Origin of the sequence: Bacillus sp. FSL H8-0545 (genome assembly GCF_038006105.1) — a bacterium.
Taxonomy (GTDB): Bacteria; Bacillota; Bacilli; order Bacillales; family Bacillaceae_G; genus Bacillus_A; species Bacillus_A cereus_U.
In genome coordinates this window covers 3,540,480-3,563,047 of record NZ_JBBOUO010000001.1, presented here as the reverse complement: position 1 = coordinate 3,563,047, position 22,568 = coordinate 3,540,480, and the positions used below count along the sequence as shown (strand labels likewise).

Genomic DNA, 22,568 nt, shown 5'->3' with positions numbered 1-22,568 from the left:
AAAACAAAAAGCGTAAGAGCATGAATGTGCTCTTACGCTTTTTATAGATAGAGGTGCAAAAATGACAGTAAGCAAATTTGTCCAAGTTCGTAGAGATTTACATAAAATTCCGGAAATCGGATTTAAAGAGTGGAAAACACAACAGTATATTTTAGATTATATAGGAACGCTTCCTAACGAATATTTGGAAGTGAGAACATGGAAAACAGGTGTAATTGTTAAAATAAATGGGAAAAATCCTGAAAAAATAATAGGTTATCGTGCAGATATAGACGGTCTACCTATTACAGAGGAAACTGGATATGAATTCTCTTCTGTCCATGAAGGAATGATGCATGCATGTGGACATGATTTGCATGCAACAATCGGTTTAGGCCTTCTAACAGCGGCTGTAAGCGAAAGAATAGATGATGATATTGTATTTATATTCCAACCAGCTGAAGAAGGTCCAGGTGGTGCACTTCCTATGTTAGAAAGTGATGAGTTAAAAGAATGGAAGCCTAATATGATTCTTGGACTTCATATTGCGCCTGAATACTCTGTGGGAACAATTGCGACAAAAGAAGGTTTACTATTTGCGAATACATCAGAGTTATACGTTGATTTAAAAGGAAAAGGTGGACATGCTGCATATCCGCATACAGCAAATGATATGATTGTTGCAGCGAGTCATCTCGTTACACAACTTCAATCAGTTATTAGTCGTAATGTGAATCCTCTTGACAGTGCGGTAATTACAATTGGGAAAATTACAGGTGGTACAGTTCAAAACATTATCGCAGAAAAGTCTCGTTTAGAAGGAACAATCCGAACGCTATCAGTGGAATCAATGAAACGTGTTAAAAGCCGAATTGAGGCAATTGTTGCGGGAATAGAAGCTTCCTTTCAATGTGAAGCTGTTATTGACTACGGAGCGATGTATCATCAAGTGTATAACCATGAAGAGTTAACGAGAGAGTTTATGCAATTTACACGTGAACAAACGAATATGGACGTAATTACATGTACGGAGGCAATGACAGGTGAAGACTTCGGTTATATGCTTCGAGAGATACCTGGATTTATGTTTTGGCTTGGAGTAAATTCAGAATATGGTTTACATCATGCGAAATTAAAACCAGACGAAGAGGTTATTGAGAAAGCGATTGTATTTTTAAATCAATATGTGAAGTGGAAGGGAAATAGAAAGTGAACTTACTCGCTAATTGTGCAACAGTTTAGAGTGGGGATTTTTTAGTTCCGAGACGAAAACATCTTTTGTATTTGTTAGTGTTAGACACCTTCATACAAATGAGTAGAGTTAAATTTGACGTCTTAATAATGAGCAGGGGTTTTTAGCCACTGCTCATTATTAATTAGTACTAATAGGTAAGATAATTATTTAACTACCTTATACAGGTTTACTTTTAGTATGAAAAGTGTGTAAAATCAATGTGATACATAGAAAAAAGGGTGGGGAATTACGTGCAAATTAGCAGTGCGATTTTATGTTTCGTCTTATATGCATATGTTATTATTGCGGCGGTTTATTTTGGGATAAGTTTTTACGCCTATCGTTTAGCAAATAATAGTGAATATGAAGAAACATACAAATGGGTGAAAAGATATTTGTCACCTGTACTAGAAATTATGAATGGATTTGTTCTTTTTTTATTTATTGGATTAATTGCTTTCTCAACGAGTTTAGTAGGGAATAAGACTACGTTATTTGTACTAGGTATCATTATTTTTATGCTATTAGGAATTCGGATTGGTAATACGGTGTTTTGGAACGAAAGAAAAATAGATGGTTGGACAGGGATGTTTATTCCATGTATGTTAGCTGCAATTGTGACGAATATAGAGCATGAATATTATCAATTACATTTTTGGCTTATCATTGTTTTAACAATCCTCTCTGTTTTGTATATAAGTACTGTCGTGCTAACATACATCGCAAATGAAAAAGGAGATGCAAAAGGTGCGCGCTTCTTTAGAGGGCGTGCATTATTATGGAGTGTGCCGACGATGGCAGTTATAGGAATTATTGCGATATTAGTAAATGGATATCAATTTACTAATTGGCAATTGTTTTTAGAAACTTGGTGGATCTTCATTGTTTCGCTTGTAGCTTTTTTAGGCGCAACACATTATTTATTCCATCAACATCATTACATATGGGCACTGTTATTCGCATTTACACAACTTTTATTTGCTTTTTTCGGACAAGAAACGCTATTGTTCGTTTTTGAAACATTTAGTTCATTTGGAAATATATTTGTATTTGGTATGTTAATTTTCGGTATCGCGTTTTATTTACAACAGTATTTTTATATGCAAAAACAAAAATAAGAAGTATATACAGGTTTTTGTAGCGAATTTAAAGTATGTTACAATAAAAGTACATAGTACTTGATGTTATTGGAGGAATTCCTGTGGGCGAAAAAGAGAAAGAATTTGCTGTTATTGGGCTTGGCCGTTTTGGTGGAAGTATTTGCCGTGAATTAGCTCAATTAGGTATGGAAGTAATGGCAATTGATTCAGATGAGGATAAAATTAATGAGTTTGCAAATATAGCTTCGCATGCTGTAATTGCAGATTCAACAGATGAGATGGTATTAAAAAGTCTTGGTATTCGTAATTTTGATCATGTAGTCGTTGCTATTGGAGATAATTTGAATTCAAGTATTTTAACAACGTTAATTTTGAAAGAATTAGGTGTGAAAAATATTACTGTAAAAGCTCAAAATGACTATCATGAAAAAGTGTTAAGTAAAATAGGGGCAGATCATATTGTGCATCCAGAACGAGATATGGGAAAAAGGATTGCTAATAATATCGCATCAAGTAATGTGTTAGATTACCTAGAGCTTTCAGATGAGCATAGTATTGTAGAGATTATCGCAAATAAAAAAATTGATGGGCACTCTTTAATTGAATTAGATATTCGTGCGAAGTTTGGTTTGAACATTGTAGCAATTAAACGTGGGAAAGAAGTTATCGTATCTCCTCGAGCTACAGAAAACATTCAGGCGGGAGATATATTAATTGTAATTGGTCATGACGATGAAGTAGATCGTTTTAAGCATTTTTTAAGATAAGAGAAAAGGACAATGCCGAGGAGGCATTGTCCTTTTTCTTATATTTCCATAATGATTGGTAAAATCATCGGACGACGTTTCGTTTTTTCGTATAGGAATGGTGCTAATGTGTCTGTAATCTCATTTTTAATTTCAGACCATTGTGTTGTTTTTCGCTCCATTACTTTTTCTAAATGTGTTGTAATTAATGTTTGAGCATCGTTGATTAAATCGCTGCTTTCACGCATATAAACGAAACCACGCGAGATGATATCAGGTCCTGCTGCAACTTTAAATTCTTTCATATCAATGCTTACAACTACAATAACGAGTCCTTCTTCAGAAAGAATGCGACGATCACGTAATACGATATTACCGATATCTCCAATACCATTTCCATCGATATAGACAGAGCCAGATGGGATTTTCCCAGCTACGCTTGCTTCATCAGAACGTAAAGCGAGAACATCCCCGTTATCCATAATGAAACAATTTTCTTCTGGAATACCACAATCATTCGCTAATTTCATATGCATACGTTGCATACGATATTCACCATGAATTGGCATGAAATATTTCGGCTTAATAAGACGTAGCATTAACTTTTGTTCTTCTTGTCCACCGTGTCCACTCGTATGAATATTTGAGAGTTTACCATGGATTACATCAGCGCCAGCGCGGTACAACATGTTAATTGTACGACTTACACTAATTGTATTGCCTGGGATTGGTGAAGAAGAGAAAACAACTGTATCGCCAGGGATAATTTGAATTTGACGATGTGTACCATTGGCAATACGTGAAAGTGCTGCCATCGGCTCCCCTTGACTACCTGTACATAACATAACAACTTTATTAGCTGGTAGGCGGTTTAGCTGAGATGTGTCTATGAATGTATCCTTTGGACACCGGATATAACCAAGGTTTTGTCCGATTTCAATAGCTGCTTCCATACTTCGACCGAATACAGCTACTTTACGATTGTTTTCAACAGCAGCCTCAACAACTTGTTGTAAGCGATGGATATTCGATGCAAAGGTTGCGAATATAATACGACCGTCTACTTTGCGGAATATATCTTGAATACTATCACCAACGCGGCGCTCAGACATCGTAAAGTTTGGCACTTCACTGTTTGTACTATCAGATAAGAGACAAAGTACACCGTCTTTTCCGATTTCGGCCATTTTTGTTAAATCTGCTGGCTCGCCTACTGGTGTGAAATCAAATTTAAAATCACCTGTATGAACGACTTGTCCTTGAGGTGTTTTCACAACAACTCCGTATGAATCCGGAATACTGTGAGTTGTACGGAAGAAGGAAACAGATGTCTTTTTAAATTTAATAACATCATCTTCTTGAATTTCATAAAGTTTTGCTTTACGAAGTAATCCGTGCTCTTCTAATTTGTTTTTTATTAGGGCAAGTGCTAATTTTCCACCGTAAATTGGAATGTTTACTTGACGTAATAGATAAGGAATTCCACCGATATGATCTTCGTGACCATGTGTAATGAATAATCCTTTAATTTTATCTTCGTTTCGCACAAAATAAGTGTAATCTGGTATTACATAATCGATCCCGAGGAGTTCGTCTTCTGGAAATTTAATTCCAGCGTCAATTATAATAATTTCATCTTGAAATTGAACAGCATATGTATTTTTACCGATTTCACCAAGACCACCGAGGGCAAAAACGGCAGCTTGATCATTTTTTAGGAATTTCATATGACTATACGATCTCCGCTAATATTAAATCAGCGTTTTGTTTTTCATATTCAAGATGAGCACCAGTAACAGACTGAACGAACTCGATATTATATGCGAACTTTTGTAATTTTTTACGAACATCCTTTTGAGACGTAGCCTCTAAATATAAAACTTTTGTATTTTCACGTACTGGGACCTCAGTTAATTTTTCTTGATAAAATACTTTAAAAATCATTGGGAAAACCTCTCCTTGTCTATGTTTTGCATTATCTGTTACTTATTATAAAGCAAACAGTCACGATTTTCATGTTTTTTCGAATGAGAATGAAGAAAAAGCCCGAAATGGGCACAATTTAAGCGATTGTCTTCTTACGGACTAAATCGTTTAAATAACGCTTGAGCTTTTTCTTCAGCTTCTTCAGCATGATTACTCCTTCCTTTCCTTATTTTAAACATGCATATTACTAATGATAACTCCGTCTCCTATACAAGAAAGAAGATTAGAAGTGAATAGTGAATCTTGTTCTTTTTAGTATAGTGTAAGTTATCCTGTAGTAACGATTAGTAGCCGTTAGTTATAGATATAGTATGAGGAAGAATAGAAAAGAAAATTCATCCGAACAAGTATCCACATTTTTTTACTAATAGTATATGCACATTTCATAAATAAGGTCAGAAAGTGAACGCTTTCTTCACAGATGTTTAATATGTTATACTTTTTTTTGAAATTTGAAAAGTGATAATCAAAATAGGAATATAGAGTGCCAGAAAGGGTTTTGACAAATGAATGATAAAATTGTCTTTTTTGATATTGATGGAACATTATTAGATCATGATAAAAAAATTCCGCAATCTACAAGAGATGCAGTAAGAGATTTACAAGAAAAAGGTGTGCATGTAGCGATTGCGACAGGGCGTGCGCCATTTATGTTTGAAGATATTCGTGAGGAACTCAATATACATAATTATGTTAGTTTTAACGGACAGTATGTTGTATTTGAGGATGAGGTATTATTTAATAATCCATTACATCCTGATGCTCTACATAAGTTTACTCAGTTTGCAAAACAAGAAGGATATCCACTTGTATATCTTGACCATCAAGAAATGAGAGCGTCAGTGGAATATCATGATTATGTAAAAGAAGGTTTTGGAAGCTTACAATTCGAGCATCCGGCATATGAACCTGATTTTTATGAGAAACGCGATATTTATCAAACGCTTCTTTTTTGTGAAGTAAACGAAGAAGAAAAGTTTATTCATCATTATCCAGATTTTCATTTTATACGCTGGCATGCATATTCAATGGATATTATTCCTAATGGTGGTTCTAAGGCAAAAGGGATTGAGAAGTTTATTGAGAAAATAGGATTTAATCGTGAACAAGTATATGCATTTGGGGACGGATTAAATGATTTAGAAATGATTGAAGCAGTAGGAACGGGCATTGTGATGGGGAATGGTCATGAGGATTTGAAAAAACTTGCTAATTATGTGACAAAAGATGTTAATGAAGACGGTATTTATCACGGATTAAAGTGGGCTGGCTTGTTATAGGTAAGTGTGGAACCCATTTCATATAATAAAAAGGCGGAAGGTTAACTTCCGCCTTTTTACTATTATCGCTCGAGAGGTTTTGAATCATCGGGAGCCACAAATGGATTGTCTTTATTAATATGGTCATAGAACATAACACCGTTTAGATGGTCGATTTCATGTTGGAATACAATTGCTGGTAAACCTTTTAATCGCAGTTTTACGTCTTCACCGTTAATCGTTGTTGCCTTTACTGTAATTCTTGTGTAACGAGGGACATAACCAGCTACTTCACGGTCTACAGATAGACAGCCTTCACCATTTTGTAAATATGTACGTTCAACAGAATGACTAATGATTTTTGGGTTGAATAATGCGTAGCTATATAACGTATCGTTCGTATTAGTTACATGAACCGCAATCATTTTCTTTGAAATACCGATTTGCGGAGCCGCTAATCCGATTCCTGGGCGTAAATTATATTTTTCAGCCATTTCAGGGTCCTGGCTATTTATTACAAATTCAATCATTTCTTTAAGAGTATTTGTATCTTCCTCGCTAGCAGGTAAGGAGACCTCTTCTGCGACTTCGCGCAAAATAGGATTTCCTTCACGAATTACCTCATTCATTGTAAGCATATGTAATCTCTCCTTTCTTCTTTAGTCTACCAAAGGAGATAAAAAAAGTCATCGGCAAGTAAGGAAGAACTACTTGGAAACAAATCTTCTATAGATAAGTTATGTAATAAAAGAAAAGACGGCAAAGCCGTCTGTTTCTTTCCATAGTTGTTTCATTTTACATTAATTAGCGAATGCAAGCAGCACCAACGATAATTAAAAGGATAAACAACACAACGATTAAGGCGAAGCCGCGTCCAGATTCGCCACAAGAACCGCCATAACCGTAGGAAGGATATGAACAAGTTGTTGGATAGCAATATGAGTATCCGTACATGAGATGACCTCCTTTATCATTTCCCGCTAATACTGCGGTTACTATAATGTATGGAGGAATGATTAGAAATGTATAGGTATTTACCTATAAAAGGAAGAAGTGTTTGTATAATTTTATTGAGAAGAGAGAAAAACTAAAGAGAATTAAATCGTTTACATATTATTCTAAGAGAAAAAACAAGTTAAAAAGGGAATAATATAACAGTAGGTTATCGCTTACTAATACAGATGTGAAAAATAAAAACATGTTTGTGTAGAGGAAACCTGCATATTATTTATAAAAAAACGTATTCAAAGTAATTGACATCGTAATTAGAATAGTTGTAAACTAAAAAACGTGATCAAGATTGTATTAATATGTTTTTGAAAAAACATTAGTACAGATTGTTAGGTACACAAAATTATTCTCAACCGACAGACAAACTTGTTGGTTTACATTGTTGCGCTTTCAGTCTAGCTAATAGATAGTGAAAGCGTTTCAGAATATGGTTCAAGAGAGGAAGAGGTGAACGGAATGGGTACTAAAACAAAAAACACCCTATTTAATGTTGATGAGCAAATGAAAGCTATCGCAGCTCAATTTGAAACATTACAAATTTTAAATGAAAAAGGCGAAGTTGTGAATGAAGCAGCTATGCCTGAATTATCAGATGATCAATTAAAAGAGTTAATGCGCCGTATGGTGTATACTCGCGTACTAGATCAACGTTCTATTTCTTTAAACCGTCAAGGACGTTTAGGTTTCTACGCACCAACTGCTGGACAAGAGGCTTCTCAATTAGCAAGTCATTTCGCACTTGAAGCAGAAGACTTCATCTTACCAGGATATCGTGATGTTCCACAATTAGTGTGGCACGGTCTACCATTATATCAAGCATTCTTATTCTCTCGTGGACATTTCATGGGTAACCAAATGCCTGAGAATGTAAATGCACTTGCTCCACAAATCATTATCGGTGCGCAAATCATCCAAACTGCTGGTGTTGCGTTAGGTATGAAACTACGTGGTAAAAAATCTGTTGCAATTACTTACACTGGTGACGGTGGTGCTTCACAAGGTGACTTCTACGAAGGTATGAACTTTGCGGGTGCATTCAAAGCTCCAGCAATCTTCGTTGTACAAAATAACCGTTATGCAATCTCTACTCCAGTAGAAAAGCAATCTGCAGCTAAAACTGTAGCACAAAAAGCAGTAGCAGCAGGTATTTACGGAATTCAAGTAGACGGTATGGATCCATTAGCTGTATACGCAGCAACTGCATTCGCTCGTGAGCGCGCAGTAAACGGTGAAGGCCCTACTTTAATTGAGACTTTAACATTCCGTTATGGTCCACATACAATGGCTGGTGATGACCCAACTCGTTACCGTACAAAAGATATCGAAAACGAATGGGAACAAAAAGATCCAATCGTACGCTTCCGTGCATTCTTAGAAAACAAAGGCCTATGGTCTCAAGAAGTTGAAGAGAAAGTAATCGAAGAAGCAAAAGAAGATATCAAACAAGCAATTGCTAAGGCTGACCAAGCTCCAAAACAAAAAGTTACTGATTTAATGGAAATCATGTACGAAAAAATGCCTTACAACTTAGCTGAACAATATGAAATTTACAAAGAAAAGGAGTCGAAGTAAGCCATGGCTCAAATGACAATGATTCAAGCAATCACTGATGCTTTACGCGTTGAAATGAAAAATGATCCTAACGTACTTGTGTTTGGTGAAGACGTTGGTGTAAACGGCGGAGTATTCCGTGCTACTGAAGGTTTACAAGCTGAATTCGGTGAAGATCGTGTAATGGATACTCCACTTGCAGAGTCTGGTATTGGTGGACTTGCAGTTGGACTTGCACTTGAAGGCTTCCGTCCAGTTCCAGAAATCCAATTCTTCGGTTTCATTTATGAAGTAATGGATTCAGTTTCTGGTCAATTAGCTCGTATGCGTTACCGTTCTGGTGGACGTTGGACTGCTCCAGTAACAATTCGTTCTCCATTCGGTGGTGGCGTTCATACTCCAGAACTACATGCTGATAGCTTAGAAGGATTAGTGGCTCAACAACCTGGTCTAAAAGTTGTTATTCCATCTACTCCATACGATGCAAAAGGTCTTTTAATCTCTGCGATTCGTGACAACGATCCAGTTATCTACTTAGAGCATATGAAATTGTACCGTTCATTCCGTCAAGATGTACCAGAAGGCGATTACACAATTGATTTAGGTAAAGCTGATATCAAACGTGAAGGTACAGATGTATCTGTTATCGCTTATGGTGCTATGGTTCATGCTGCACTAAAAGCTGCTGAAGAACTTGAAAAAGAAGGTATCTCTTTAGAGGTTGTTGACTTACGTACAGTTCAACCATTAGATATCGAAACAATCATTGCTTCTGTTGAAAAAACAGGTCGCGTAGTTGTAGTTCAAGAAGCTCAAAAGCAAGCTGGTATTGCAGCTAACGTTGTAGCGGAAATTAACGACCGTGCAATCTTAAACTTAGAAGCACCAGTTGTTCGTGTTGCAGCTGCTGATACAGTATTCCCATTCTCTCAAGCTGAGAGCGTATGGTTACCAAACCATAAAGATATTGTTGAAGCTGTTAACAAAGTAATGAACTTCTAATTTTTAGTTTTTCATGTGCAAAAGAAATCAGCACATGCTGGTTTCTTTTGTACATATTCCATAATAATGAAATGAATCAGGGGGCTGAATTCCGTGGCATTTGAATTTAAACTACCAGATATCGGTGAAGGTATCCACGAAGGTGAAATCGTAAAATGGTTTATTAAACCAGGCGATGAAGTAAATGAAGACGATGTACTTCTTGAAGTGCAAAATGATAAAGCAGTAGTAGAAATCCCTTCTCCTGTTAAAGGTAAAGTACTTGAAGTACTTGTAGAAGAAGGAACAGTTGCAATAGTAGGAGATACATTAATTAAATTTGATGCTCCTGGATACGAAAACCTTAAATTTAAAGGTGACGATCATGATGAAGCTCCAAAAGCTGAAGAAGCAGCAGTAGAAGCTCCAGCAGCGGAAACTACTCCAGCAGCAACTGCAGAAGTAGTAAATGAGCGTGTAATCGCTATGCCATCTGTTCGTAAATATGCTCGTGAAAAAGGTGTAGATATTCATAAAGTAGCTGGTTCTGGTAAGAACGGCCGTGTTGTGAAAACTGACATCGATGCATTTGCAAATGGTGGACAAACTGTAGCAGCAACTGAGGCTCCAGCAGCAGTAGAAGCTACTCCAGCAGCAGCAGCGAAAGAAGAAGCACCAAAAGCACAACCAATCCCAGCTGGTGAATATCCAGAAACTCGTGAGAAAATGAGTGGTATCCGTAAAGCGATTGCGAAAGCAATGGTTAACTCTAAGCATACAGCTCCTCACGTAACATTAATGGACGAAGTAGATGTAACAGAACTTGTTGCTCACCGTAAGAAGTTCAAAGCTGTTGCAGCTGACAAAGGTATTAAATTAACTTACCTTCCATACGTTGTAAAAGCTTTAACATCTGCATTACGTGAATTCCCAATGTTGAATACTGCTTTAGACGATGCTTCTCAAGAAATCGTTCATAAACATTACTTCAACATCGGTATCGCAGCTGATACAGACAAAGGTCTATTAGTACCAGTTGTTAAAGATACAGATCGTAAATCTATCTTTACTATTTCTAACGAGATCAATGAACTTGCTGGTAAAGCACGTGACGGTCGTTTAGCTCCAACTGAAATGAAAGGTGCTTCTTGCACAATTACAAACATTGGTTCTGCAGGTGGACAATGGTTCACTCCAGTTATCAATCACCCAGAAGTAGCAATCCTTGGTATCGGCCGTATCGCTGAGAAACCAGTTGTGAAAAACGGTGAAATCGTTGCAGCTCCAGTATTAGCATTATCTCTAAGCTTTGACCATCGTTTAATTGACGGCGCAACTGCTCAAAAAGCATTAAACCAAATTAAACGTCTATTGAATGACCCACAATTATTAGTAATGGAGGCGTAATAACAATGGTAGTAGGAGATTTCCCAATTGAATTAGATACAGTCGTTGTTGGTGCAGGTCCTGGTGGATACGTTGCGGCAATTCGTGCAGCACAATTAGGTCAAAAGGTAGCAATCATTGAAAAAGCTAACCTGGGTGGCGTATGCTTAAACGTTGGATGTATTCCTTCAAAAGCGTTAATCAATGCAGGTCATCGTTATGAGAATGCTATGCATTCTGATGACATGGGTATCACTGCAGAGAACGTAAAAGTTGACTTTACAAAAGTTCAAGAATGGAAAAACGGCGTAGTTAAGAAATTAACTGGCGGTGTTGAAGGCCTTCTTAAAGGTAACAAAGTTGAAATCATTCGCGGTGAAGCTTACTTCGTAGATGCTAACACATTACGCGTAATGACTGAAGATGCAGCACAAACTTATACGTTTAAAAATGCTGTTCTTGCAACTGGTTCTACACCAATCGAAATTCCTGGATTCAAATACTCTAAACGTGTTATCAACTCTACAGGCGCTTTAAGCTTACCTGAAATTCCTAAAAAACTTGTTGTAATCGGCGGCGGTTACATCGGTATGGAATTAGGTACTGCATATGCTAACTTCGGTACAGAAGTTACTGTAGTAGAAGCTGGCGACGAAATCTTAGCTGGTTTCGAAAAAGCTATGAGCTCTGTTGTTAAACGTGCTCTACAGAAAAAAGGTAACGTAAATATCCATACAAAAGCTATGGCTAAAGGCGTTGAAGAAACAGAAACTGGCGTAAAAGTTAGCTTTGAAGTTAAAGGTGAAATCCAAACTGTAGAAGCAGATTACGTATTAGTAACTGTAGGTCGTCGTCCAAACACTCAAGAAATCGGTCTTGAGCAAGTTGGAATTAAAATGACTGACCGTGGCATCATCGAAATTGATGAGCAATGCCGTACAAATATTTCAAACATCTATGCAATCGGTGATATCGTTCCTGGACCACCATTAGCTCACAAAGCTTCTTACGAAGGTAAAGTAGCTGTTGAAGTAATTAGTGGCCATGCATCAGCAATCGATTACATCGGAATTCCTGCAGTATGCTTCACTGATCCAGAATTAGCATCTGTTGGTTACACTAAGAAACAAGCTGAAGAAGCAGGAATGACAGTAGCTGTATCTAAGTTCCCATTCGCTGCAAACGGTCGTGCGTTATCATTAAACAGCACTGACGGTTTCTTACAACTTGTAACACGTAAAGAAGATGGTCTTCTTGTAGGTGCACAAGTTGCAGGTACAGGTGCTTCTGATATTATCTCTGAGATTGGTTTAGCTATCGAAGCTGGAATGACAGCTGAAGATATCGCTCAAACAATCCATGCTCACCCAACATTAGGTGAAATCACAATGGAAGCAGCTGAAGTTGCTCTTGGAATGCCAATTCACATTGTAAAATAATTTAAGTAATGTAAATAACCCATCTCTTATTTAAAGAGATGGGTTATTTTTATTTTCATAAAATGACTTGCAAGGTCTTTATATGTACTTGTCGAATGAATATATAATACTTTAAATGAATCGTTAGAATATATGCCGTTGTATAATATGTAATTGATTCAAACTTAATCCCATATATTAATAAAATAGAGCATGTCAAAGGAGAAGGTTCCATGAAAATATTACATGTTATATTTTATCATTTTCTATTATGGATTGGTTTTTCCGTTGTATTAACATTATCGAATGGTGATAAGTTTCATTATAAAGTAATACTCTTTTTCGTATTTCTTTATTTAGCATATGTGATTGCATGTTTTCTATTACACGTAAGGAAGCAGGCTTTATTACTTACGTGTTCGAATTGTATACTCTTTTTAATTCTATTCTCTATTTTTTAAATTAACGTTTATAGAAATACATTGTTCTTCCATTAAATAGTTGTAACTCTCCTTCTAATTTCTTCGCTAGAAAACGGCTAAATTCATTTGCTTTTCCTTTATCACCAAATGTTGCTGTAGTAGGTAAAGAAACTTGAATGAAAGATTGTTCCTTTTCTATTCCAATCCCCACATAAATAGAATCATATCGATCGTGACTTGATTGGAGTTTTAATGTTGTTGCTGATGTATCTAATATTTCATAAGGAAAAGCTGTATTTGTATAAGCATAATTAATTTGATCACCAGTCTTGGAAGTAACGGTTTTATAGTTATGAAAAAGGTGTTTTACATCTTCTATTGAAACAGATTGTTGATTAGATTTAGGTACAAGTGTGATAAAGGCGTGTTGCATACAAATTTCCCCCTAGTTTAGTAGAATAATATCATTCTACATCCTACTGAATTTTTTGACAATTAAAAGGAGTATTACTTTTTTTGTTTAATATATTATGAATAGGAAGTGTTATTTAGAAAGGTGGAAACTCATGTTTGAAAAATTGTATGATGAGCATGAAAGTGTGAAGGTACGATTTTTAGGATTTATGACGCATGATACACGTTATGATTTTGGAGTTATTTATACAAATATGTTTTTTGGAAAGCCACTTATTGTTTGTATGCAAACAGGGAGATCTACTTTGCTTGGGCGAGATGATGTAGAAAATGTTCCATATATACAAGAAACTTTTAAGTTAGGATCGGAAGAGGAGGCGGAGGAATTAGCTCAGTTTTTTAAATTTCTTGTTCCGTCTACTTCTTTGCATGCGGAGTATGAAGAATAATTAACAAGAAACAGTCGTATGTATGAAATATGGCTGTTTTTTTGTGTTAATATCGCATACTAATTTAATTTTAAAATATTTAATGTGTTATACTAAAAACCTATTGACGTAAAAAGTATAACATATTAAAATAAAGACAGAAAGTTAAGCGGTTACAAAAGTTTTTGGGATTATAAACTTAGGGGGAAATGAAAAATGGGAACAATCGTATGTCAAGATTGTGAAGGTACAATTGCACACTTCGAGGATGAGAAAGTAACGGTACTTTACGGGAAATGTGGATCTTGCGGATGTGAGCACACAGAACATACAAAAGCCCAATAATTGATAGGAAATGGACAACTAAAAGTTTTTAGGACCATAAACTTAGGGGGAAATGAAAAATGGGAACAATCGTATGCCAAGTTTGTGAAGGAACAATCGGACATTTTGAGGATGAGAAAACGACAGTACTTTATGGAAAATGTGGTTCAAATTGTGACTGTGCTAGTAGAGACAATGCGAAAGCTTAATCATATATAAGTAGATTATTCTTAAAACTCAGGGGGAAATGAAAATGGGAACAATCGTATGCCAAGTTTGTGAAGGAACAATCGGACATTTTGAGGATGAGAAAACGACAGTACTTTATGGAAAATGTGGTTCAAATTGTGACTGTGCTAGTAGAGACAATGCGAAAGCTTAATCATATATAAGTAGATTATTCTTAAAACTCAGGGGGAAATGAAAATGGGAACAATCGTATGCCAAGTTTGTGAAGGAACAATCGGACATTTTGAAGATGAAAAATCAACAGTACTTTATGGGAAATGTGGATCTCATTGCGAATGTGACCATACAGAACATACAAAAGCTTAATAATTAAGAAAAAACGCCTACACATGTAGGCGTTTTTTTAATAGATTGTAGTTGTATGTCCGACTGTTGCAACGATTGCATCATCTCTAATAGGAATAAATCCTATTGATGTTTGTGGCGTGTTAGGAGAGGCATATTGACTCATCATACGGCTATCAATACGAGTAATAAAATCGGTTAAATAAGCTGAAATAAAAGCATAAGGAATCCTTCGTTCATTCAATGAATAAATAATTTCCTCTTTCGTTTTTACGCCTACGCCATGTCCGTAAAAAAAGAAGTTTCCTAGATAGATTGTATTTTCTCCTTGCCACTCAATCGTAGCTGGATTAACTTGTGGGTTTTTAAAGTAAACGAGGTCACCTGGAACGATATCGCCACTCGTTTTTGTTATGAGCTTTAAGTCGCGATCGTAGTCCCATGTATAAAGTAAGAGGTTTGCGAATAGACGGTTGAAAGTTTTTTCCTCATATAATGATAGTAATGCTTTGTAAAAAATAATAATCATTGCGGTGGCACATTCAGTTCCATATAGTTTTCCATTTTTAAAAATATCTTGGATGGCAATAGAGGATGGTACGTTTGGGAGTAGTTGAAATCCGCCAAGTGATGTTCTTTCCCAAAACTGAGGGTTGCAAAAAGATTGTTGAAATGTACGAAACTGAAAGCCACTTTGAAAAAGTTCTAGCGCGGAAGTAATAATATTAACTCGTAAATTAAGATCAAAGCTGAGTTCATCGGCTGTTCGGAAGGAATGAACTTCTTGATTTCCAGCCATTATGGATAAAATCTGTTGTTTTTCAGCTGCAAATGGCTCATATTCATTTGTGATATAAGGGTGTACAATAGAACGGCCTATCACAATCATAATGGTATCCCCACCTATACGTTACAGATTTCGCGATACGGGAAATCCCATATTGGACTTTAGTCCGCCTTTAAGCATAGGATGAAAGTATCGCTTTTTCATAGAAAAACATTTATATTTTGGTATACGTTAACTATCGACAAGTACAAGTCTTTAAAACGCCAATGTGTTCCTTGAATAAAAGATATCATATGGAGTTCGATATCCGAATTCAAGCATGATATGTGTCGTCAAGAACAAAGCGCTAAAACACTTGAACACGAATCTGTACGGTATAGTACCGTAGCTCACGAACCTATACGGTCTGTTGTGAGAGTGGTGATGGCACACCGCAATCTTGCACGTCAGCGATACCAGAAATGGACTTCGCCTTTCATAGCAAGAGTCCCACTGACGTTAGTCAGCTGGCCCCATTAGGGGTGGGAATGTCAAATTCTTTAGTATCGTATGAAAAAAAGAGAAAAAAGGTGAAAGAAAAGCCTATCAACTGATAGGCTTGTACTCTTTAATAACACGTAATGTTTGTAATGTCATATCTTCGGGACCTTGTACAGGTAACCCAGCTTCTAAATTTTTACGAATATACTCTAAGTTATCTTGTGTAATAATTTCCCCCGGAGTAAAGATTGGAATCCCTGGCGGATAAACCATAACAAAATCAGCTATAATACGACCTGCTGCGTTTTCAAATGGAATGACTTCTGTTTCTGAATAAAAAGCATCTCTAGGAGAAAGTGCTAGCACAGGTATTTCTGGTATTTCTACTTGTACCTGAACACCTTTATCTGCTCTATTTCCATATGTTGCTGCTAAATCTTGTAATGCTGTAATAAGTATATCTGTTTCACTTTCTGTATCTCCAAATGTGATAAGACAAAGTATGTTATATAAATCAGAGAGTTCTACTTCAATGTTGTAATGTTCTCTAAGCCATACTTCAGCCTGATGGCCTGTAATACCTAAATCTTTTACAGATACAATTATCTTTGTAGGATCATAGTTAAAAGTAGCATCTGTACCTAGCATCTCTTTTCCAGGACAATAAAGATGCTCAATAACATTTATAGCATCACGAACATGTTCAGCTAATTGTATTGTTTGTTCTATGAGAGCTGTTCCTTCTGTAGCAAGACGTTTTCTGGCAACATCAAGAGATGCTAACAAAATGTAAGAAGTTGATGTAGTCGTAAGCATGCTAATAATGGATTGAACATGTTTTACGTTAACAAGACCCTCTTTTACATTAAGAATAGAGCTTTGGGTTAAAGACCCTCCTAATTTGTGAACACTTGTTGCTGCCATATCTGCACCTGCTTGCATAGCTGACATCGGCAGTTCATCATGAAAATGGATATGAACACCGTGAGCTTCATCAACAAGTACAGGAATATCGTAAGAATGAGTTAATTCTACAATCTGCTCTAAATCTGCAGCAAATCCAAAATATGTTGGATTTATAACAAGTAAGCCTTTCGCATCTGAGTGCTCTTCAAGAGCTTTTTTGACAGATTGAATTGTGATTCCATGTGAAATACCGAGCTTCGGATCAATCTCAGGATGCATGAAAATTGGTTTTGCACCTGAGAAAATAATAGCTGACATTACTGATTTATGCACATTCCGTGGCACGAGGATTTTATCCCCAGGACCGCACACGCTCATCACCATTGTCATAATTGCACCACTTGTACCTTGAATAGAAAAGAACGTATGATCTGCACCGAAAGCAGCGGCTGCTAAATCCTGTGCTTCTTTAATCATACCTTTTGGATGATGTAAATCATCGAGCGGCGCAATATTAATTAAATCAATTGCTAATGCATTATGCCCAATAAATTCGCGAAATGTAGGATCCATGCCCTGTCCTTTTTTATGACCAGGAATATGGAATTGAACTGGATTTCGCTTACTGTGCTCAACTAAAGTGGTAAACAATGGTGTTTCGTATTGGGACAATCTATACACCCCTTCTTCTTCGTAATATTTATTAGAGTTTGTTTTATATGATTTCATCTCATTCTAAAAGGAAATTAAGATGACAAACTTTTAGAACTTGACTTGTTTTTCTGCCATTCGCAAGCGTCTTTTTGGGGATGGTAGTCTCACTTTATTCTCTATAAAACAAAAGCATTATATCACCAATAATTATAGATGTATAGAAAAATCTCATTTTCAAGGTGAGTATGTTTAATAGTTATATTTTAAATAATACAAAGAGGAAGACAATTCCATCGAAATGGATAAATGGTGTATAATGCAGAGTGGCTATAGTGAGGAATAAAAGGTTCTCTTAAAGGTAGCATAATGGAAAAAGAAAGAATACTGAATGAGGTGCAAAAATGGAATATCAATATCCACTTGATTACGATTGGTCAAATGAAGAAATGGTAGCAGTTGTAAAGTTTTATGAAGCGATTGAAAAGGTATATGAAAAAGGAGTTTTGAGAGAAGATTTGATGGAATTATATCGTCGTTTTAAAGAGATTGTGCCATCGAAGGCAGCGGAGAAAACAATTGATAAAGAATTTCAAGAAGTAAGTGGATATTCTATATATCGTACGATTCAAAGAGCAAAAGAAGTAGCGGAAAAAAAGATTGTTAAAATGTAAAAATATTTTGAAAAATAAAATACAAAGTGCTATAATGTGATAACAACTAAAAACGGACAATATAAATTGTCCGTTTTCTACTATCGATTTATCGATTAGAAATCGCATATAAAGGAAGGAGTGATTGCATCGTAGATTCAATCTTAGCAAGGAATTGTTCGTTGGTCATTGCTGAAAACTCCTCTGGTGATATATGAATACCGACTAATAATTCTGCTTTTTTCACAGTAGCTAAACGTTCAATCATCTTTTGCAAGTCTTCCGTTTCAAGCGTTTTATGTGATTTTACACCTGGTTTAGTATGGTCAATGGACCAAACGAAGTCATTTGGAATATTTGTTTTTAAATCATTTAAATGTTCTAAGAAGGCGTGAGCCGTCTCCACTTTTTGTGGACACTCATAGATTAAACCAAAGTATATGAAGGCATGAGTACCCCATAAACCAATTTGGAAGTGTGGTAACATTTTATATCCACGTTTATTTGTTGAAAAAGCAACCCAAGTATCGTTTGGTGGATTGACTTTGCGGCGTGCATGTTTTGCTACATGGTAGAAAAAGTTTTCATCGGTTTGTTGTGATAAATATTCTGCAAACTGTTCCCCTAAAGCTTCTAGCTTAGGATGAATATTCGTTTTAATTGCGCTCATTCGTTCTTCAAGACCATCAACAGTAAAGACTTCAAAATCAGTTGATGTGAATGTTTGTAGTGTCATGATTGTTCCTCCAACTCCTATTTTGTTTTAATTTTAGCATAGCTTGTACTATTCATAAAAAAAACAGCACAAAAAAATTTAAATAAAAAAATATAATTGTGTTGCATAGATGATTTATCCAACATAGTATAGTATAAAACAAAAAATCAGAAAATTGAATCAATTCTAGTCCGAGGGCAGACGAATATTGGGAGGAGGCAAAAAAATGAGACAGGTGATTAATGCGTTAAAGAGAACAGATGCTGAAAAGAGAATTCCGGTGCTACGTTTGGAGCTAGATTATGAATTAGCAACTTTATATGATGCGATGATGGATAACGACAACCAGAAAAAAGAAGAGTGCGTACAAAAATTAGAAGTGTTAAGACTTGAAATGATCCGTTTAGAAGCGTAATAATAGTATATGTATAAATAATTAGTTGGTGCGAACCTTATAAAGGGTTCGTTTTTTCTGTGAACAGTATAGATCGGAGTGTTTAAACATGCAAGAAGTATGGAAAGACATCGATACACACGCGAAACAGTGGATTCGAGAAGCGGGAGAACATTTAATGGCGTCACTGAAAAAAACACTTATTATAGAAACAAAGTCAAATGCAGCTGATCTAGTAACAAACATGGACCGAGAAACGGAGCAGTTTTTAATTGGGAAAATTAAAGAAACATTCCCGGCTCATAATATTTTAGGAGAAGAAGGCTACGGAGATGAGATTACCTCTTCTAATGGGGTTGTTTGGTTAATTGATCCAATTGACGGCACGATGAACTTTGTTCATCAAAAAAGGAATTTCGCAATCTCAATCGGGATTTATGAGAACGGTATCGGAAAGATTGGTCTTATTTATGATCCAGTTCATGACGAACTATATCATGCGGTAAAGGGAGAAGGGGCTTTTTGCAATGATTTAGCTATTCCCATGTTGGAAAAAGGAACGGTAGAGCATGGAATTATAGCTTTGAATGCGATATGGCTTACTGATAATCCATTGCTTAATATGGAAAAAATGATGATGCTCGTTAAGAAGGCGAGAGGTACGAGGTCATATGGTTGTGCAGCGTTAGAAATGGTATATGTTGCAACGGGAAGATTAGATGCATATGTAACACCGCGCTTATCGCCATGGGACTTTGGCGGGGGACAGATTATTGTAGAAGAAGTTGGCGGTAAAGTGACAACGTTCTTGGGAACACCTCTTTCTATTGTAGAGAAAAGCAGTGTGTTAGTTGCAAAACCAGGAGTATACGAAGAATTATTACCATTTGTATCGCAATAATAAAAAAAAGTAAGAGGCATAAAGAAGCTTCTTACTTTTTAATGTTATTGCGATTTACGCATTTTTCTTTTTGTTACAAAACCGTATCCGACTGTAACAAATGTGCCGATAATGCAAATGATAATGCCGATGGGACTATTTTCAGCAATCATAATTCCGATACCAATTAAGAAGATAACACCGATAATTGCTGTTAATAAAAAGCGATATTGAATGTGTTCCATTTCTTCACCCTCCAATCTCATTTTACTTTCACAAAAGTAAGAATACAACTATATTTTCATTCTTGATTTTATTTTGATTGCCATTGTATCCCCTTCGCTCTTATAATAGAGAAGGATTAAAAAGACATTAGGAGTTGGACATGTTGAAAAAACGACAAGATTTACGAAATATAGCAATTATTGCCCACGTTGACCATGGTAAAACAACACTTGTTGACCAGTTATTACGTCAAGCGGGGACGTTCCGTGCGAATGAACATATTGAAGAACGCGCAATGGACTCAAATGATCTAGAAAGAGAACGTGGTATTACAATTTTAGCGAAGAATACTGCGATTCACTATGAAGATAAAAGAATTAACATTTTAGATACACCTGGTCACGCTGACTTCGGTGGAGAAGTAGAACGTATCATGAAAATGGTTGATGGTGTTCTACTTGTTGTTGATGCATATGAAGGTTGTATGCCACAAACACGATTTGTTTTAAAGAAAGCTCTTGAGCAAAACTTAACTCCAATCGTTGTTGTAAACAAAATTGACCGTGACTTCGCTCGCCCTGATGAAGTAGTTGATGAAGTAGTTGACTTATTCATCGAACTTGGTGCAAACGAAGATCAATTAGAGTTCCCAGTTGTATTTGCATCAGCAATGAACGGAACAGCAAGCTTAGATTCAAATCCAGCAAATCAAGAAGAGAATATGAAATCATTGTTTGACACAATTATTGAACATATTCCAGCACCAGTTGATAACAGCGAAGAGCCACTTCAATTCCAAGTAGCACTTCTTGATTACAATGACTATGTTGGTCGTATCGGGGTTGGACGCGTATTCCGTGGTACAATGAAAGTAGGACAACAAGTTGCATTAATGAAAGTTGACGGAAGTGTAAAACAATTCCGTGTAACTAAATTATTTGGTTACATTGGATTAAAACGTCAAGAAATTCAAGAAGCAAAAGCTGGAGATTTAGTAGCTGTTTCAGGTATGGAAGACATTAACGTAGGTGAAACGGTATGTCCGGTTGAGCATGAAGAGGCTTTACCATTATTACGTATTGATGAGCCAACACTACAAATGACATTCCTTGTAAATAACAGCCCATTTGCAGGTCGTGAAGGTAAATTCATTACATCTCGTAAAATTGAAGAGCGTCTTCGTTCACAATTAGAAACAGATGTAAGTTTACGTGTAGATAATACAGATTCTCCTGATGCATGGATCGTATCTGGACGCGGGGAATTACATTTATCTATCTTAATTGAAAACATGCGTCGTGAAGGTTATGAACTACAAGTATCTAAGCCTGAAGTAATTATTAAAGATGTCGATGGCGTAAGAAGTGAGCCTGTAGAGCGCGTACAAATCGATGTGCCTGAAGAATACACTGGTTCTATTATGGAATCAATGGGTGCACGTAAAGGTGAAATGTTAGATATGGTGAATAACGGAAACGGTCAAGTTCGCCTTACTTTCATGGTTCCAGCACGTGGTTTAATTGGTTACACAACAGAATTCCTAACATTAACTCGTGGTTATGGTATTTTAAACCACACATTTGATTGCTACCAACCAGTACATGCTGGACAAGTGGGTGGACGTCGCCAAGGTGTTCTAGTTTCACTTGACGCAGGAAAAGCATCACAATACGGTATTATGCAAGTTGAAGATCGCGGTGTAATCTTCGTTGAACCAGGTACAGAAGTATATGCTGGTATGATCGTTGGAGAACACACACGTGAGAATGATTTAACAGTTAACGTTGTAAAAATGAAACAACAAACTAACATTCGTTCTGCGACGAAAGATCAAACTTCAACAATGAAAAAACCACGCTTAATGACTTTAGAAGAGTCATTAGAGTACTTAAACGATGACGAGTTCTGTGAAGTAACTCCAGAATCAATTCGTCTACGTAAAAAGATTCTTGATAAGAGTGAGCGCGAAAGAGCTGCTAAGAAAAAGAAATCTGTTGAAGCATAAAATAATAGAACAGCTACCTTTATAAAAGGTAGCTGTTTTTTTGTTTTATGTTTATTTTTTTGAATATTTACTCTTTTTTGTGGACAGTATTTTTTTTGC

Annotated in this window: 27 protein-coding genes; 18 read left to right on the top strand and 9 right to left on the bottom strand. The window is 36.2% G+C overall.

Annotated features, from left to right (window positions below; all coding sequences use genetic code 11):
- Positions 1 to 61 precede the first annotated feature (61 nt).
- The 3 genes from MHI07_RS18565 to MHI07_RS18555 all read left to right on the top strand — a co-directional run bounded on the left by MHI07_RS18565 (position 62) and on the right by MHI07_RS18555 (position 3,080).
- Positions 62 to 1,192 carry an N-acetyldiaminopimelate deacetylase gene (locus MHI07_RS18565; RefSeq protein WP_215579501.1) on the top strand — a complete coding sequence of 377 codons (1,131 nt, stop codon included), beginning with the start codon at positions 62 to 64 and terminating at the stop codon, positions 1,190 to 1,192.
- Between the two features lie 272 nt (positions 1,193 to 1,464).
- Positions 1,465 to 2,331 (top strand): hypothetical protein, encoded by an 867-nt coding sequence (locus MHI07_RS18560; RefSeq protein ID WP_002160672.1) that lies wholly within the window; start codon positions 1,465 to 1,467, stop codon positions 2,329 to 2,331.
- An 83-nt stretch (positions 2,332 to 2,414) separates the two neighbouring features.
- A complete protein-coding gene (locus MHI07_RS18555; protein WP_000504032.1) occupies positions 2,415 to 3,080 on the top strand; it encodes a potassium channel family protein in 666 nt (221 codons plus the stop codon).
- 38 nt (positions 3,081 to 3,118) lie between these two features.
- Here the strand turns inward: MHI07_RS18555 and rnjA are convergent, their stop codons facing one another.
- On the bottom strand, positions 3,119 to 4,786 hold the full coding sequence (gene rnjA, locus MHI07_RS18550) for a ribonuclease J1 (RefSeq protein WP_016106048.1): 1,668 nt from the start codon (positions 4,784 to 4,786) through the stop codon (positions 3,119 to 3,121).
- A gap of 4 nt (positions 4,787 to 4,790) precedes the next feature.
- Positions 4,791 to 5,003 (bottom strand): DNA-dependent RNA polymerase subunit epsilon, encoded by a 213-nt coding sequence (locus tag MHI07_RS18545; protein ID WP_000576437.1) that lies wholly within the window; start codon positions 5,001 to 5,003, stop codon positions 4,791 to 4,793.
- 548 nt (positions 5,004 to 5,551) lie between these two features.
- On the opposite strand from MHI07_RS18545, the gene MHI07_RS18540 reads away from it, so the two are divergent.
- Entirely contained in the window at positions 5,552 to 6,325 is a 774-nt protein-coding gene (locus MHI07_RS18540) for a Cof-type HAD-IIB family hydrolase (RefSeq protein WP_002014845.1), read from the top strand.
- A gap of 62 nt (positions 6,326 to 6,387) precedes the next feature.
- On the opposite strand, the gene def is transcribed toward MHI07_RS18540, so the two are convergent.
- A complete protein-coding gene (def, locus tag MHI07_RS18535; protein ID WP_204208366.1) occupies positions 6,388 to 6,942 on the bottom strand; it encodes a peptide deformylase in 555 nt (184 codons plus the stop codon).
- Positions 6,943 to 7,108: 166 nt separating this feature from the next.
- Positions 7,109 to 7,258: a YjcZ family sporulation protein gene (locus tag MHI07_RS18530; protein WP_002160675.1), complete on the bottom strand. Its 150-nt coding sequence runs from the start codon at positions 7,256 to 7,258 to the stop codon at positions 7,109 to 7,111.
- 513 nt (positions 7,259 to 7,771) lie between these two features.
- On the opposite strand from MHI07_RS18530, the gene pdhA reads away from it, so the two are divergent.
- From pdhA to MHI07_RS18505, 5 genes are all read left to right on the top strand, one after another.
- A complete protein-coding gene (gene pdhA / locus MHI07_RS18525; RefSeq protein WP_002160676.1) occupies positions 7,772 to 8,887 on the top strand; it encodes a pyruvate dehydrogenase E1 component subunit alpha in 1,116 nt (371 codons plus the stop codon).
- A 3-nt stretch (positions 8,888 to 8,890) separates the two neighbouring features.
- Positions 8,891 to 9,868 (top strand): pyruvate dehydrogenase complex E1 component subunit beta, encoded by a 978-nt coding sequence (gene pdhB / locus MHI07_RS18520; protein WP_000068162.1) that lies wholly within the window; start codon positions 8,891 to 8,893, stop codon positions 9,866 to 9,868.
- Positions 9,869 to 9,961: 93 nt separating this feature from the next.
- Positions 9,962 to 11,254: a pyruvate dehydrogenase complex dihydrolipoyllysine-residue acetyltransferase gene (gene pdhC / locus MHI07_RS18515; protein WP_002033838.1), complete on the top strand. Its 1,293-nt coding sequence runs from the start codon at positions 9,962 to 9,964 to the stop codon at positions 11,252 to 11,254.
- 5 nt (positions 11,255 to 11,259) lie between these two features.
- The gene (gene lpdA / locus MHI07_RS18510) at positions 11,260 to 12,672 is read left to right on the top strand and encodes a dihydrolipoyl dehydrogenase (protein WP_002145997.1); all 1,413 of its coding nucleotides are present in this window, start codon (positions 11,260 to 11,262) and stop codon (positions 12,670 to 12,672) included.
- Between the two features lie 212 nt (positions 12,673 to 12,884).
- On the top strand, positions 12,885 to 13,112 hold the full coding sequence (locus tag MHI07_RS18505; RefSeq protein WP_215579500.1) for a hypothetical protein: 228 nt from the start codon (positions 12,885 to 12,887) through the stop codon (positions 13,110 to 13,112).
- Position 13,113: 1 nt separating this feature from the next.
- Here the strand turns inward: MHI07_RS18505 and MHI07_RS18500 are convergent, their stop codons facing one another.
- Positions 13,114 to 13,506 carry a DUF1885 family protein gene (locus MHI07_RS18500; protein ID WP_002014853.1) on the bottom strand — a complete coding sequence of 131 codons (393 nt, stop codon included), beginning with the start codon at positions 13,504 to 13,506 and terminating at the stop codon, positions 13,114 to 13,116.
- Between the two features lie 133 nt (positions 13,507 to 13,639).
- On the opposite strand from MHI07_RS18500, the gene MHI07_RS18495 reads away from it, so the two are divergent.
- From MHI07_RS18495 to MHI07_RS18475, 5 genes are all read left to right on the top strand, one after another.
- A complete protein-coding gene (locus tag MHI07_RS18495; protein ID WP_000462037.1) occupies positions 13,640 to 13,936 on the top strand; it encodes a DUF3055 domain-containing protein in 297 nt (98 codons plus the stop codon).
- Between the two features lie 195 nt (positions 13,937 to 14,131).
- Positions 14,132 to 14,260, top strand: coding sequence for a GapA-binding peptide SR1P (locus tag MHI07_RS18490; protein ID WP_002111499.1), 129 nt, complete (start codon positions 14,132 to 14,134; stop codon positions 14,258 to 14,260).
- Between the two features lie 59 nt (positions 14,261 to 14,319).
- Positions 14,320 to 14,448, top strand: coding sequence for a GapA-binding peptide SR1P (locus MHI07_RS18485; protein WP_002033839.1), 129 nt, complete (start codon positions 14,320 to 14,322; stop codon positions 14,446 to 14,448).
- A 44-nt stretch (positions 14,449 to 14,492) separates the two neighbouring features.
- The gene (locus MHI07_RS18480) at positions 14,493 to 14,621 is read left to right on the top strand and encodes a GapA-binding peptide SR1P (protein ID WP_002033839.1); all 129 of its coding nucleotides are present in this window, start codon (positions 14,493 to 14,495) and stop codon (positions 14,619 to 14,621) included.
- Between the two features lie 44 nt (positions 14,622 to 14,665).
- Positions 14,666 to 14,794 carry a GapA-binding peptide SR1P gene (locus tag MHI07_RS18475; protein ID WP_002111497.1) on the top strand — a complete coding sequence of 43 codons (129 nt, stop codon included), beginning with the start codon at positions 14,666 to 14,668 and terminating at the stop codon, positions 14,792 to 14,794.
- Between the two features lie 37 nt (positions 14,795 to 14,831).
- On the opposite strand, the gene MHI07_RS18470 is transcribed toward MHI07_RS18475, so the two are convergent.
- The gene (locus tag MHI07_RS18470; RefSeq protein ID WP_002160678.1) at positions 14,832 to 15,662 is read right to left on the bottom strand and encodes a protein-glutamine gamma-glutamyltransferase; all 831 of its coding nucleotides are present in this window, start codon (positions 15,660 to 15,662) and stop codon (positions 14,832 to 14,834) included.
- A 483-nt stretch (positions 15,663 to 16,145) separates the two neighbouring features.
- On the bottom strand, positions 16,146 to 17,618 hold the full coding sequence (gene speA / locus MHI07_RS18465; RefSeq protein WP_215579497.1) for an arginine decarboxylase: 1,473 nt from the start codon (positions 17,616 to 17,618) through the stop codon (positions 16,146 to 16,148).
- 383 nt (positions 17,619 to 18,001) lie between these two features.
- Between speA and MHI07_RS18460 the strand changes: the two genes are divergently transcribed.
- Positions 18,002 to 18,271: a UPF0223 family protein gene (locus MHI07_RS18460; RefSeq protein WP_002146003.1), complete on the top strand. Its 270-nt coding sequence runs from the start codon at positions 18,002 to 18,004 to the stop codon at positions 18,269 to 18,271.
- 88 nt (positions 18,272 to 18,359) lie between these two features.
- On the opposite strand, the gene MHI07_RS18455 is transcribed toward MHI07_RS18460, so the two are convergent.
- The gene (locus tag MHI07_RS18455; RefSeq protein WP_002160680.1) at positions 18,360 to 18,986 is read right to left on the bottom strand and encodes a YktB family protein; all 627 of its coding nucleotides are present in this window, start codon (positions 18,984 to 18,986) and stop codon (positions 18,360 to 18,362) included.
- 205 nt (positions 18,987 to 19,191) lie between these two features.
- Between MHI07_RS18455 and MHI07_RS18450 the strand changes: the two genes are divergently transcribed.
- Together MHI07_RS18450 and MHI07_RS18445 are read left to right on the top strand one after the other, a co-directional pair.
- Positions 19,192 to 19,380 carry a hypothetical protein gene (locus tag MHI07_RS18450; protein WP_002088326.1) on the top strand — a complete coding sequence of 63 codons (189 nt, stop codon included), beginning with the start codon at positions 19,192 to 19,194 and terminating at the stop codon, positions 19,378 to 19,380.
- Between the two features lie 88 nt (positions 19,381 to 19,468).
- Complete coding sequence (locus MHI07_RS18445) at positions 19,469 to 20,260, top strand: inositol monophosphatase family protein (protein WP_078181626.1); 792 nt, start codon at positions 19,469 to 19,471, stop codon at positions 20,258 to 20,260.
- Positions 20,261 to 20,304: 44 nt separating this feature from the next.
- Here MHI07_RS18445 and MHI07_RS18440 read toward each other — a convergent pair whose 3' ends face one another.
- Positions 20,305 to 20,484 carry a DUF5325 family protein gene (locus tag MHI07_RS18440; protein ID WP_000400127.1) on the bottom strand — a complete coding sequence of 60 codons (180 nt, stop codon included), beginning with the start codon at positions 20,482 to 20,484 and terminating at the stop codon, positions 20,305 to 20,307.
- Positions 20,485 to 20,624: 140 nt separating this feature from the next.
- Here MHI07_RS18440 and typA point away from each other — a divergent pair, with 140 nt between their 5' ends.
- Positions 20,625 to 22,469 carry a translational GTPase TypA gene (gene typA, locus MHI07_RS18435; protein WP_078172902.1) on the top strand — a complete coding sequence of 615 codons (1,845 nt, stop codon included), beginning with the start codon at positions 20,625 to 20,627 and terminating at the stop codon, positions 22,467 to 22,469.
- Positions 22,470 to 22,568 lie beyond the last annotated feature (99 nt).